Here is a 12855-nt window from a genome sequence, read left to right as displayed (position 1 = left end):
GGCGTTCCGCGGCGTGCCCCCGAAAAACCTGGAGAGCACATCATCGTACATCTGGCGGTGGGGGTGCTCGGTTCCTACGCTACAGCCTGGCTCGCGAAGAGAGCTGCTCGCGGAGAGAGTCGTCATGTGTCCTCATTGCGGAAAGAACGCGCCGGTCATCCACCGCGGGCTCGCGGCGTACTGCACCGCGTGCGGCCGGGAGCGCCTGCCCTTCGCGGGCAAGTCGGTCAGCCTGGCGGGGAAGCCGTCCAGGGTCGGCGGGGCCGTCGCGGGCGCGCTCGGCTGGCTGGTCCTCATCGGGGGCACCGCGCTGGCGCTGCTGCTCGGGCTGGGCGCTGCCGCGCTGTTCCCGGGCTCGATCGCCGGCCTCGCGATCGGCCTGCCGATCGGGTTCGTCGCCCTGACGCTCGGCCTGCTCCTCCTCATCAGCGGGCGGAAGCTCTCCCGATCCGGGGTGAAGGCCTCCCGCGACGCGCAGGTCCAGGCGATCTTCTCCCTCGCGTCGCACCGCCGCCGCCCGCTCACCGCGCAGGAGGTCGGCGTCGCGCTCGACCTGCCGGCCCCGGAGGCCGACGCCCTGCTCACCGAGCTCGCCAAGGAGCGCCCCGACGACGTAGGCGTCGAGATCGGCGAGCGCGGCGAGATCCTCTACACCTTCCCCGGCGTCGCCGGGGCGACCGGCGTCCGCTTCCCCCAGCCCTCGCTCCGCATCGATCCGGGCCACGGCGCGGCCGACCCTGCGGCGCGGATCTACGCCGACGAGCTCGAGGAGGAGGACGTGGGCGCGTCCCGCGCCTCCCCACGCCGCGAGCAGCTCCGCTGAGCATGTCCCGCGGCGCGCGTGCTAGCCTCGCGCCGCGCGCGCCCCTCGAGCGCCCGGCGCGCGCCGTCGTCGCCCTCGCTCCCTGGTTCGGCGCGGGGGCGCCCTGGGCTGCTCGCCGCCACCGACCATGAGACGCTCCCCTGCCGCCCCGCTGACCGCCGCCGCCGCGCTCGCGCTCGCCGCGCTCCTCACCCCCTCGCGGGCCGACGCCTTCGAACGGCAATGGCACGCCGGCGCCAGCATCGGGTACGCGCTCCTCGCCGACGGCGGGACGTACCCGGGGCTCGGCGGCGGCCTGCACGTCGCCTACGGGCTCACGGACGCGTTCAACGCGATCGTCGAGCTCGACACCGCGTCGCACCCGGGGGGCGATCTCATGTTCCTCGGCGCCTCGGCCGGCGCCACCTACGTCATCGATATCCTGCAGTGGGTGCCGTACATCGGCGTCATGACCGGCGCGTACGACAGCGTGCGCCTCGCGCCGTGCGGCTCGTATGGCCAGCCGAGCTGCCACCGTGGGCAGTTCGGGGTCTCGGTCCCGTTCGGCATCGACTACGCCTTCAACCGCCAGTTCGCCGCGGGCTTCGCCGGCAAGTACACGCTGCTCCTCCCCGGCGCGGGCGACGGTCCGGGGAGCTACTTCACGGCGTTCGCCCGCGCGGAGTTCCTCTGGGGCTACTAGGTCGCCGCGCGCACGGGGGAGAGTTGACCGCGAGCCCTACGGAAGGAGCGGACCGTGGAACAGCTTTGGCAGCGCGTCTCTGAGGGCAGGCACACGGCCTTGCTCGACATCGTCCCCGGCGAGCCTCCGCCCCACCTCGGGCTGCGCGTCCTGCGCGTGCGCTGCGACGTGCCGGAGGTGACGCTGGGGCCGCTGCACGAGGTGCGGACCAAGGTCGAGCGGCTCGTCGGCGGGGCGCCCCCGCTGCTCGATCAGGCGCGGAGCCGCGTCGTCTCGGGGCTCCGGCGCCGGCTCCTCGGCGACGTGCACGAGCGGATGGTCGACGTCGAGTTCATCGAGACCGCGAACCGCCTCGCGCAGCAGACCGATCGCCGGTGGGCCATCGTCTTCGACGCGGTGGAGCTCGCCGATCACGCCTCGCTCGACGTGCTGCGGCGGGTGGTGGCCCGCCCCGAGGCGCTCCGGGTCGCGCTCGTCCTGTCCTTCCGCCTGCACGCGCCCGCCGGCCCCGCCGGCGAGCTGCTCAACGCGGTGCGCGCCGCCCTCGGCGCCGACGCGATCCTCCGGCCGCCGGAGGCGACGACCACGCTGACGAGCGTGAGCGCGCCCCCGCCGCCCGCGCAGATCGCGCTGCGCGAGCTGCCCGGCGAGGTGCTCCGGGTGCTCCGGGCCGGCGCGATCGTCGGCTCGGGGTTCGAGAGCGAGCTCGTCGCCGCGCTCCTCCGCGTGGACGCGGTCGACGTGCTCGAGGCGCTGCAGCGCGCCGCCGACGCGGGCGTTCCGGTCGAGGACCGCGGCGAGGGGCGGTTCCATCTCCCGCCGGCGACCGTCGAGGCGCTCCGCGGGTCGATCCTCCCGTCGCTCGCGCGGCTGTGGCACCGGCGGCTCGCGACGCTCCTCAGCGAGGAGCCGGTCGCGCCGGACGCCCCCGCCGCGCACGAGCCGCGCGCCGCGGCGAGCGCCTCCGCGCCCGACCCCGCGAAGAGCCTCACCGCGGCGCCTCCCGCGCCGCCCGCGCCCAGCGCCGCGCCGCCGGCGCACGCCGCGGCGCCGCCGACCCAGCACGCGGCCGCCCTGGCGCCGGCCGTCGAGCGGCACCTCGCCAGCGGCACTGGCCTGAGCGCGCCGCGCGGCGACGAGGCGGCCGCGCGGGCCGCCGGGCTGGCGAGGCCCGGCGCGGCGGGGCCGATCGCGGCCACCCCGTCGTCCACGTCGATCCCCGCCGTCGCGACGCCGCGCACGAGCGCCGCGATGCCCCCGCCGACGGCCGCCTCGCCGGGGGCGCCCGCCGCCGCCGCGCTGCACGGCCACGAGGGCAGCGGCGCGGCGGCCGCCGACGAGCGGGACAAGGGCGCCGACGCCGCGCTCCTGGCGGCGCGCGGCGGAGTACCTCGCGCGGCGGAGACGCTGCGGCCGCCGCCGGCCGCGGCTTATGCCGGCGGCCCGCCCATGAACAGCGCGCGCCGCGCGCCGCCGCGCGTCGGCCAGGACCGGTCCACGCCGATCGCGCCCGCCGGGCCGGGCAACCCGCCGTGGCCCTACGCCGAGCTGTTCCACCGCAACCCGGAGAGCCGCCGCCTCTCCGAGCCGCCCGAGTCCGTCCGGTTCGACGCCCCGCCCGACTCGCTGGACGCGCCCATCCCGGGCCCGGTGCGGGTGCCCCGCGATCTCGCGCCCGGCGGCGCCGGCGCCCCGGCGGACGAGCCGAGCCGCTCGCTCCGCGGGGCCGCGCTGCGCGTCCCCGCCGCGCTGTCCGAGCGGTCGTCTCCCGGCGGATCCCGCCCGTCCTTCCGGCCTCCGGCGGCCGACGCCGCCGGCGGAGCGCGCGTCGACCCGGCGCGCGCGGCGGCCGAATCGCTGCGCGGCGCGGCGCCGCTCGGCGTGTCCATGCACCCGGCCCCGCCGGAGCCCGACCCCGCCGAGGCGCCGAGCGCCGCGCCCGGCGCCGGACGCCGGCCCCACGACGCGCGCGCGGCAGCCCACCTGACCGAGGCCGGCGAGCTCGAGGAGGCGGCGCGGCGTTACCGCGCGGCCGCGGCGGAGGCGGCCGCCATGGGCGCGTACCCCCAGGCGCTGAGCTACGGGCAGAAGGCGCTCGCGCTGCTCGACGGCCTGCCGTCCACCCCCGCGCGCCGGCGGCTCCGCATCGGCGCGCTCGCGGGCATCGCCCGGGTGCAATGGCAGGCGGCCGTCCCGGATCCGGCGTTCACGCTCGCGGGCGCGCTCGAGGTGCTCGACGCCGCGCGGGCGCTCCTCACGCAGGGCGACCCGCCGGAGCTGCACGCCGAGGTCGCCGCGCTCATCGCGAGCGTCTGCTACGACGTCGGCGACCTGCGCTCGCTGGAGCGCGCGCTGGAGGAGCTCACGACGGCGAGCCGCCTGCTGCTCGACGCCGGGGACGCGCTCGGCTCGGCCCGGCTGCTCAACGATCAGGCGGCGGTCTACGTGCGCATGGGCGATCCCGTCCGGGCGACGCACCTCCTCACCGAGTCGCGCCGGGTCTTCGAGGAGCGGGCCCGGGTCGATCCGCTGGCGCGCGTCGAGCTGGCCGAGACGGATCACCTCTTCGCGCGGATCCCGCTCCACGTCCCCGCCCGGCCCGGGCGCGAGTCCGACGCCCTGTCGATGGGCATCGATCACGCGCTCGCCGCCGAGCGCACCTACAAGCAGCTCGGCGACACCCGGGAGCTCGCCCGGGTGTGGGAGACGATCGGCCGGCTGGAGCTCCGCAAGGGCCGCCTCGATCGCGCGACGCAGCGCCTCACCGCGGCGATCGAGGCCGAGGAGGCGCTCGGCGATCTCATCGGGCTGGCCCGCTCGACGGCCGCGCTCGCGGAGGTGCTCTCGGCGAAGGGGCTGCACCGCGAGGCGCTCTCGCTCCTGGCCGAGTCCATGGCGATGAACCTGGAGAAGGGCTCGCCGCTCGGGCTCGCGTACAACCGCCGGGCCTTGAACGCGCTCGTCCCGAACATCTCGCTCCAGGGGGAGGAGGCCGAGCTGCTGCGGAATATCGCGGCGGAGCTCGCGGCGGCGGAAGCGGCCCTCGGCCGCCTGAAGCTCCCCGGCGAGCCCGACTGAGCCGCCCCGCGAGCCCGACGGAGCAGCCCCGGTCGCCGCCGCGGCCTCGGGCGTCGCCGGGGCGCCGCCGCGCCGGCGATCCGGGCCGGTCGCGCCGCGGCCTTTGACCTTGCCGGGGCGCGGCCGCTCCGGCGAAATGCGCCGCATGTCGTCCCGCTCGACGCGGCGCCCGCGCCACGACGGCGCGCTGCGCCCCTTGCTCGGCTTGTTGGCCCTCTCCGCCGCGTGCGCGCCCGCCCCGACGGCCCCTGCGCCGGCCGCGCCCCGGCCCGCAGCGCCCGCGCCTTCGCCGTCGGCCCCCGCCGAGGCGGCGCGGCCTGCGCCCGCGCCGGAGCGGCCGGGGTACGAGGGGCACGGCGCGGCGAGCGTCGCTCCCGAGATCCTGGCGCGTTACGCCCCGCCTCCGCTCCCGGACGACGTGTCGCGCCGGATCCAGGCGCTGCTCGACGTGCGCGCGCCCGGGGGCGGCGTCCTCGGGCCGGACGGCAAGGCGCTCTACTTCACCTGGACGATCACGGGGACGAGGCAGGCCTTCCGGCTCGACGGGCCGCAGCGCTTCCCGCTGCAGCTGACGGGCGGCGAGGATCCGACGGTGGTGGTGGACGTCACGCCGGGCGGCGCGCACCTCGTCCTCTCGCGCGATCGCAAGGGCGAGGAGAACCCCGGGCTCTATCTCCAGGACGCGAAGGGCGGGCCGCTCCTCGCCATCCAGCACGAGCCCGGCGTGCAGACGCAGCTGCAGCTCGTCTCCGACGACGGGCGAACCATCTATTACCGGGCCAACGACATCAAGAAGGACGCGTATGCCATCTACCGGTATGACATCGCGTCGAAGCAGCGCGAGCTCGTGTTCGATCGCGAGGGCATCTGGCGCGCCGTGGACGCCGCGGCCGGCGGCCGCCTGCTGCTCGCCAAGGACGTCGGCTCCAACATGAGCGAGCTCTACGAGTGGGCGCCGGGCGCGCCGGGCGCCGCGAAGGCCGATCCCGCGGCCGGGACGCTGACTCCCCTCTTCGGGCAGGGCGAGCGCGAGGACTACAGGGCCCTGTACGGCGCGGCGCCCGGCGAGGTCCTCGTCCTCACGCCGCGCCTCGGGGAGCACCGCCGGCTCTACAGCTGGAAGGCGGGGAAGCTCACGCCGATCACGCCGGAGATCCCGTTCGACGTCAGCGCCTTCTCCATCGATCGGGCGCGGAGGCGGGTGCTCTACACGGTGAACGAGCGGGGCTACACGCGGCTCCGCGCGCTCGACGCGAGGTCGTACCGCGAGGTCAAGCTGCCCGCGCTGCCGGCGGCGGATCACGTGGTGCCGGTCGCGACGACGCCGGACGGCCGGTTCACGACGCTGCTCCTGGAGACCTCGAGGGCGCCGGCGGCGAGCTATGTCCTCGACTGGACGACGGGCAAGCTGACGCAGTGGCACACCCCGAGCACGCCCGAGATGCCGCCGGACGCGTTCGCGGCGGTCACGCTGGAGTCCTATCCGGCGCGCGACGGCGCGCAGATCCCGATGTTCGTGCGGCGCCCTGCCCAGTGCGAGCGGCCGTGTCCGGTGATCGTCCATTTCCATGGCGGTCCGGAGAGCCAGACCAGGGCGGGGTTCAACGCGCGGGCGCAGATCTTCGTGGACGCGGGGTTCGTGTTCGTCGAGCCGAACGTCCGGGGGAGCGACGGATACGGCAAGACGTGGCTGCACGCGGACGACGGCGCGAAGCGGCTCGACGTGGTCACGGACATCGAGGACGCCGCGAAGTTCGTCAGGGCGAGCTTCGGTCACGAGGGCCGGCCGCCGAGGGTCGGCGTCTTCGGCGGCAGCTACGGCGGCTACGCCGCGCTGATCGGCATGACGATGTTCGCCGGCGCCTACGACGCGGGCGCGGCCGTCGTCGGCATGAGCAACCTGGTGACGTTCCTCCAGAACACCGCGCCTTACCGGCGCATCCTCCGGATCTCCGAGTACGGTGATCCCGAGAAGGACCGGGAGGCGCTGCTCAAGCTGTCGCCGATCACGTACCTCGATCGGGTGAAGGCGCCTCTGCTGATCATGCAGGGGGTGACCGATCCGCGCGTGCCCGCGGGCGAGTCGGTGCAGATCCAGCAGGCGCTGGAGGCGAAGGAGATCCCGTCGGAGCTCATCCTGTTCGCCGACGAGGGGCACGGGGTGCAGAAGCGCGACAACCAGGTGCTCCAGTACGGGCACCTGGTGCGGTTCTTCCGGGCGCACCTCGGGGCGCGGTAGGCCCGTATTCCCGACGGCTCGACATCGGTGCTCCCCGCGCCGCGCGGCGAGCGCGCTCGCCTCGGCCCCACGGCGTGAGGCCTGCGCGTCGGACGCGGTCAGGCGCCGGAGAGGACAGGAGGCTTCACGCGGCGCGGGTGGCCGGACGCTGCGCCGGGCTCACCGGCTCGCCGGGGGCGCGGCCCGCGCCGGCGAGATCGTCGAAGATCTGCGGCATCAGGGCCACCTTGCCGTGGAGCCGGAGCACGCACTCCACGAGGAGCTTCGCCGCACCGTAGACGGTGAGCCACTCGGCGCGCGCGGCCTTCACCTCGGGGGTCATCGTGCGGCGGGCGAGCCGGGTCTTGCGCACGCTCCGGAGGAACGGATCGAGGGCACCCCGGGCGCGCTCCAGCTCGGCCCCCCACGCCTCGCCCTCGGGCAGCGGACGCTTGCGCTGCTCGAGCACCTCCGCCGCGTGCGCCAGCGCCTCGGCGAGCTTCGCGGGGCGGGCGCGGAGCACCGTGGCGAGGCTCTGGCCCTGAAGGAGGTCGCGGGCGAGCGCGACCCCGCCGGGCCGAGACGCGGCGCGCTCGACGAGGCGGCGCAGCAGGTCGCGGCCCCGCGCGACCGCGTCGGCCTGGCGTCTCCTCGCGGCGCTGGACGCCGGGGCCGCCGCCGCAGCCGCGATCGCCTCCAGCATCGCCTTGCGCGAGGCCGCGGTCGCGGCGTCGAGCCGCGCCGCGACGGCGCGCAGCGCCTGCTGGAAGCCCGCGTCGACCGGCACGACGAGCTTCCGGATCTGCGACGCGGTGAAGCGGCCGTATTCCTCGATATCGCGCTGATAGATGTAGGAATCGGACATGGGGGCAGCTCCACGGCGCAACGGGCGGGCCCAGCCAGAGCTCTCTACCCGAGCCGCGCGAGCGGCGGGAGGGGATTTCGTGGTCCGCGACGACGCCGGCACCGTGGTACCTGTCGTGGACCTCCACGACGGCAAGCCGGCCTGGGGAGCATCGGAGCGGCGGGACAGCGATGATCACGAAACAACTCAAGAGCCTGCTGATGATCCCATCGCCCAACGCGTCTCGCCCCCGATCTAGCGCGCTGCCCCCGGAGCCGGCGGGCGCACGCGTGGAGGGAGCCGCCGCGGCTCGCCCGGAGACGGCTCCGCCGGCCGGGCCGAGCGAGCCCCCCGCGCCCAGACCGACCGGCGACGCTGCCCAGCGCCGCGCGCCGGCGGTGCCCAGCTTCCTGCGCGCAGCGCCGACCGCCGCCGAGCCGACCCGCGCGCCGCCGGCGCCGGCCGACCCGGCGTCGCTGGTCCCGCCGGGCATGCGCAAGTTCACCGATCTCCGGGCGACGCAGCCCACCTCCGACGCCGCGTCCTCCGCGCCCGTGCTGCCGTTCGGCCTCCCTGCGCCGCCGGAGCCCGCGCGCCTCGGCGCAGCCGCGGCCGAGGTGCCCAGGGGCATGCGCCACTTCACCAGCTTGACCGGAACGCAGCCGACGTCCGGAGCGCCCGCGGGCGCGGCGTTGCCGTTCTCGTCCAGCGCGCGCGCCGCGCCGGCTGCGCCCGCGGGCGCAGCCGGCGCGGCGCGCGCGCTGTCCCTCGAGCAGTACGCCGCCCTCTGCGCCGACCTCGCCGTCGCCCCCGCCAGCGCGGAGGCCCTCTTCGCGCAGTACGGGCTCCGGGAGCCCGAGGCGCGCCTCGCGGTGGACGGCTTCTGGCGCGATCGCCTGGCGCGCGACCAGGCGGCCTACCAGCGCTGGCAAGAGCTTTACTGGCAGCACCGGTCCCGCTCTTCTCCCGCCGGGAAGAGCCCGAACGAGCCGAAATGACCGCCGCGCCCGGCGGCGCGCCCCCGAGGAGACCCGATCATGGCCATCGACGTGCGCCTGACGTTCCCCCGCTCCGGAGTCACCGGCTTCGAGGTCCACCAGCTCGACTACAGGGACGCGCTCAACGAGCTCTTCGAGCTGACCCTCGACGTGGTGAGCACCGATCCGGAGGTCGATCTCTCCAGCGTGGTGGGCGAGGAGATCGCCGTCGAGCTCGACGGCGAGCCCCTCCTCAAGGAGGTTCACGGCATCGTGCGGCGGGTGCGGCAGCTCTCGGCGGAGCCCACCGGCGTGTCGCGCTACGAGCTCGCCGTCGTGCCGCCGCTGTGGCTCGCCACGCGGGGCGCGGACCACCGCATCTTCCAGGACCTCACGGCGGACGACGTCTGCAAGGCCGTGGCGGGGGCATACGGCGGCCGGATCCCGGCACCGCGATCGCTCATCGCCTCGCCGGACCGGCCGGCGCGCGAGTACCGCGTCCAGTACGGGGAGACCGACTTCGACTTCATGTTCCGCGCCCTCGCGGAAGAGGGCCTCATCTCGTATTTCGATCACGGGTCCGGGAGCAGCGACTGGGTGCTCACCGAGGACACGGCCTTCACCGACGGCGGCGCGCCCCGCGTGCCGTTCGTGCCGCCGGCGGGCGCCGGCATGAGCGCGGCGGGCCCGACGGTCTCGTTCATCGCGATCACCTCGTCGATCGAGACGTCGATGGTCACGGTGCGCGATTACGACTTCAAGAAGCCGGAGTACGTCCTCGAGCAGCGGGCCGAGGCGTCGCAGAGGGCCTTCGTCCGCGAGGCGACGCTCGAGCGGTACGAGTTCGCGACGAACAGGTTCACCGCTGCCACCGAGAAGCACGGCGAGGCGCTCGCCCGGCGGGCTCTGGAAGAGGCCCGGTCGGAGCGGCGCGTCCTAGAGTGCCACACGAGCTTCGCGCTCGGCGCCGGCGGCCGCTTCACGGTCGAGGAGCACCCGCGCGCCGACGTCAACGGCCAGCTGCTCGTGATCCGGTCGCGCTGCACGGTGACGGAGGGGGCCGACGGGCACCCGGTGCGGCGGCACGCGCTCGTCTGCGTGCCCGCGGGCGACCCGTGGCGCCCTGCGCGCCGGCCCAAGCCGCGCATCTTCGGCACGCAGACCGCGTTCGTGGTCGGAAGCAAGGCCGGCGTGGACGAGATCGACGTCGACGAGCACGGCCGCGTCAAGGTCGAGTTCCGGTGGGATCGCCGCGATCTGCACGAGGGCAACCCGACCCGCTTCGTCCGCGTCTCGCAGGGCTGGGCGGGGCTCGACTACGGCATGGTGATGCTGCCGCGCGTGAACGAGGAGGTCATCATCGCGTACCTCGACGGCGACCCGGACGAGCCCGTCGTCGTCGGCCGCCTGCACAACGCGTGGAGCGCCTCGCCGCTGAAGCTGCCGGCGGAGAAGACGCGCTCGATCTGGAAGAGCAAGACGTCGCCCGGGGGCGAGGGGTTCAACCAGATCATGATGGAGGACAAGAAGGGCGAGGAGCTGCTCGAGCTCCACGCCCACCGCGACAACGTCGTCACGGTCGGCGCGCAGCAGGCGGTGGACGTGGGCGGCGACCAGAAGGTCCACGTCGGGGGCAAGCGGGGCGACCACGTCGAGGGCGCGGTCGAGGAGGACTACGACACCTCCCTGAAGACGACCATCGGCGGGAAGCAGGAGACGACCGCGAAGGCCGTGGTCGAGCGCTACGCCAGCCAGGACACCGAGATGGCGGGCAGGAAGCACACGAAGGCCGGCGCCGTGGACGAGGATTTCGAGAGCCTCGAGACGACGGTCGAGGGGCTGCACAAGGACAAGTTCGGGACGATGAAGCTGGAGGGCGGGGGCGTGGAGTGGCGGGTCGGCGCGCTCGACTGGGAGGCGAAGGGGCTCAAGTGGACGCTCGGCGGGGGCGGCACCATCAAGGCGCCGAGCTTCGTGATCGACGCGCCGGAGTTCAAGGTGACCAACGCGGGGAGCCACAAGGAGGTCACGGGCGCGTGGGAGACGTTGCGCGCGTCGTGGAAGGACACCACCGCGCACAAGGCAGCATTCCTCACATCCGACACGAAGGGCGTTACCGTAGAGCACAAGTTCTTCGGCACCAGCCACAACTTCGGCGTGCAAAAGCTCGACGTTACCGTCATGAAAGTCGACCTTGCCGGCTTCAAGCTCCAGAACAATGCTTACAACCTCAAGAAACTCGGAGAGGTTTCGGACATCGCCGGAGTGAAGACAATGATTGCCGGCATCTTTTCCATCGCGTGAGCATCGCCACGCCCTCTCTGGAAGCATATCATTCGAGCAAGGAGGGAATGGGGTCGACGTAAGTTAGCCCAGGCTTTCCAGGAACCATCCAGGCACGCACCCTGCCCCCCTCGCCGCCAAGCTCATCAAACCGCCTCCTGTCGAGAGCCCAAAGATCTGCGCGCGCGAGCACGTCGGCGGGCCGATTGGGCGACGTAATCAGCACTTCCGTGCGGAACCCCGAACTCCAGTGCGCAGACAAGCGACCGACGACTTCGTTCTCAGGACGGCATATGCGCCAGTAGCGCATTCTCGTCCATAGCCACAAACATAAGAACACAGCAGCAGGAACGCCAAAACCTACAAACATCGCCGTGTCGCCGTGCTCGAACCAGACTGGGGCGAAGAGGATAAAAAAAACCACCCAGGATTCCTAGGATGCCACCTATGGTGACGGCAGGCATCTGGAATCGTAGGATATTGGCCGGCCCCCGCCGCGGGTCGTCCGCCGCGTGCACGACGAGCCACCATCGCCTCTTGACGCGCGGCGGGTGCAGCGCAGCCCAGACCGCGTCGGGCAGCGCCACCCGCGCCGAGCAGTAGCCGCACGGCACGATCCGGCTCGACCCGTCCGCGACGAGCGGCCCGCCGCACTGGGTGCACGCGACCTGCACAGGCTCCCGCGGCCGCTCCTCGGCAACGGCGGGCTCGTCGCTCACGAACCCGAGCACCGGGCTGCCCGGCGGCAGCCACGGCGGCTTCGGCAGGATCGCGCGCCCCGCGCCGCACGCGGCGCAGACGCAGCCCCCCTGCGGCACGAGGCGCATCGGCCGCTGGCAGCGCGGGCACGGCGGCGCGTCGTGGCCGCGCTGCCACGCCACGTGCGGCCCCGGCGGCGGCCCCCCCTCGCCCCACTCCGGACCGTGCCGCAGGTACCCGGGCGCGAACTGCACCACGTCCTTCTCAACGCCGCGCAGCGCCTCGTCCCAGGCCGACGGCGGCAGCGCCGACTCCATGAGGCAGCTCGAGCAGCGGCACCGGTCGGTCAGCGTGTTGACCGCCATCGGCGCGCTGCAGTGGGGGCACGGGCTGAGGAGCTCGATGCCGGCAAACTCGACGGTCGCGGTGCTCATCCTGTCCTGGGTCGACGGCGCGCTCGGGCGCGTTGCGTGAACTGTACACGAAGCGGCAGCGCGCAACGCGGCTCGGCGGCGCCCCTCCGCAGGCTCGACCACGACGACCCCGACCTCACCCCCTCGTCTCGGAGCCCCTGCGGAGGCCGCAACCAATCCACCCCCTCGTTTCGCAGGCCCCGCCCACATCGCGACCTGTCCGTTCCGTTGAAATCATGCTGCGCGATAGGTCGCGACCTGTCCTTTCCTTCAAAATTACGCTGAGCGATAGGTCGCGACCTATCCGTTCCGTCGAAATCATGCGGTGCGATTGGTCGCGACCTCCGCGCGCGCTCGTCACGAGCGCCCGCCACGGTCGCCATCCCCCGGCCCCCTTCCGGCCATCCGGCCGGTGCCGCGCCGGCCCCATCCCCGGCCGTGCGCCCCGGCGCGCCCGCCCCACAGCCCCCATCGCTCACCGCCGGCCGGGCGGCGGGAGCTCCGCCGGCCGCGGCGCGCCCCCGCGCCCGCCGCGGCGGGCTCCCCCATCTATCCCAAGGTCTACGGTTTTATCCTCCAGGATAGGCCACCACCGAGCCCCGCGCTCGCTCCACGCGGCTCCCCCCCGGAAAACCCCGCCCGAGGCCGCCTGGCATCCTCCCTGCAATAACCCTTCAGCGTCCACGCCAGAGTAGCTCAGCGGTAGAGCGCGATAACAACTCCGGACGGTGTTCTCCGGCGCGATGAGCGCCGGCAGTGAGCTCCGGGGTTACTTCCCTCCTAAGGACGAGGTCGCGGGTTCGAATCCCGCCTCTGGCACAAGGGCGCAGCGCGGCAG

Annotated in this window: 8 protein-coding genes and 1 tRNA gene; 7 read left to right on the top strand and 2 right to left on the bottom strand. The window is 74.2% G+C overall.

The features are described from left to right. Positions 1-124: 124 nt before the first annotated feature. The 4 genes from NQZ70_RS15735 to NQZ70_RS15720 all read left to right on the top strand — a co-directional run bounded on the left by NQZ70_RS15735 (position 125) and on the right by NQZ70_RS15720 (position 6822). Entirely contained in the window at positions 125-823 is a 699-nt protein-coding gene (locus NQZ70_RS15735; RefSeq protein WP_129574938.1) for a hypothetical protein, read from the top strand. Positions 824-950: 127 nt separating this feature from the next. Beyond that, entirely contained in the window at positions 951-1505 is a 555-nt protein-coding gene (locus tag NQZ70_RS15730) for a hypothetical protein (protein ID WP_129574937.1), read from the top strand. A 54-nt stretch (positions 1506-1559) separates the two neighbouring features. After that, the gene (locus tag NQZ70_RS15725; protein ID WP_129574936.1) at positions 1560-4583 is read left to right on the top strand and encodes a hypothetical protein; all 3024 of its coding nucleotides are present in this window, start codon (positions 1560-1562) and stop codon (positions 4581-4583) included. A gap of 145 nt (positions 4584-4728) precedes the next feature. Continuing rightward, the gene (locus tag NQZ70_RS15720; protein WP_129574935.1) at positions 4729-6822 is read left to right on the top strand and encodes a prolyl oligopeptidase family serine peptidase; all 2094 of its coding nucleotides are present in this window, start codon (positions 4729-4731) and stop codon (positions 6820-6822) included. A gap of 124 nt (positions 6823-6946) precedes the next feature. Here the strand turns inward: NQZ70_RS15720 and NQZ70_RS15715 are convergent, their stop codons facing one another. After that, positions 6947-7666: a hypothetical protein gene (locus NQZ70_RS15715; protein WP_129574934.1), complete on the bottom strand. Its 720-nt coding sequence runs from the start codon at positions 7664-7666 to the stop codon at positions 6947-6949. 170 nt (positions 7667-7836) lie between these two features. On the opposite strand from NQZ70_RS15715, the gene NQZ70_RS15710 reads away from it, so the two are divergent. Next, positions 7837-8643: a hypothetical protein gene (locus NQZ70_RS15710; RefSeq protein ID WP_129574933.1), complete on the top strand. Its 807-nt coding sequence runs from the start codon at positions 7837-7839 to the stop codon at positions 8641-8643. A gap of 39 nt (positions 8644-8682) precedes the next feature. Next, the gene (locus NQZ70_RS15705; protein ID WP_129574932.1) at positions 8683-10926 is read left to right on the top strand and encodes a type VI secretion system Vgr family protein; all 2244 of its coding nucleotides are present in this window, start codon (positions 8683-8685) and stop codon (positions 10924-10926) included. Positions 10927-11186: 260 nt separating this feature from the next. Here NQZ70_RS15705 and NQZ70_RS15700 read toward each other — a convergent pair whose 3' ends face one another. After that, the gene (locus tag NQZ70_RS15700; RefSeq protein WP_272828456.1) at positions 11187-12038 is read right to left on the bottom strand and encodes a hypothetical protein; all 852 of its coding nucleotides are present in this window, start codon (positions 12036-12038) and stop codon (positions 11187-11189) included. A gap of 664 nt (positions 12039-12702) precedes the next feature. Between NQZ70_RS15700 and NQZ70_RS15695 the strand changes: the two genes are divergently transcribed. Continuing rightward, a tRNA-Arg gene (locus NQZ70_RS15695) sits at positions 12703-12836 on the top strand. Positions 12837-12855 lie beyond the last annotated feature (19 nt).

Source organism: Sorangium sp. So ce836 (assembly GCF_028553905.1).
Taxonomy (GTDB): domain Bacteria; phylum Myxococcota_A; class Polyangia; order Polyangiales; family Polyangiaceae; genus Sorangium; species Sorangium cellulosum_D.
This window is presented reverse-complemented; position numbering and strand designations above follow the sequence as displayed.

Excerpts from the sequence above, each read along its gene's own strand:
- NQZ70_RS15735 (WP_129574938.1), top strand. The coding sequence starts at position 125 with ATGTGTCCTCATTGCGGAAAGAACGCGCCGGTCATCCACCGCGGGCTC.
- NQZ70_RS15730 (WP_129574937.1), top strand. The coding sequence starts at position 951 with ATGAGACGCTCCCCTGCCGCCCCGCTGACCGCCGCCGCCGCGCTCGCG.
- NQZ70_RS15720 (WP_129574935.1), top strand. The coding sequence starts at position 4,729 with ATGTCGTCCCGCTCGACGCGGCGCCCGCGCCACGACGGCGCGCTGCGC.
- NQZ70_RS15715 (WP_129574934.1), bottom strand. The coding sequence starts at position 7,666 with ATGTCCGATTCCTACATCTATCAGCGCGATATCGAGGAATACGGCCGC.
- NQZ70_RS15710 (WP_129574933.1), top strand. The coding sequence starts at position 7,837 with ATGATCACGAAACAACTCAAGAGCCTGCTGATGATCCCATCGCCCAAC.
- NQZ70_RS15705 (WP_129574932.1), top strand. The coding sequence starts at position 8,683 with ATGGCCATCGACGTGCGCCTGACGTTCCCCCGCTCCGGAGTCACCGGC.
- NQZ70_RS15700 (WP_272828456.1), bottom strand. The coding sequence starts at position 12,038 with ATGAGCACCGCGACCGTCGAGTTTGCCGGCATCGAGCTCCTCAGCCCG.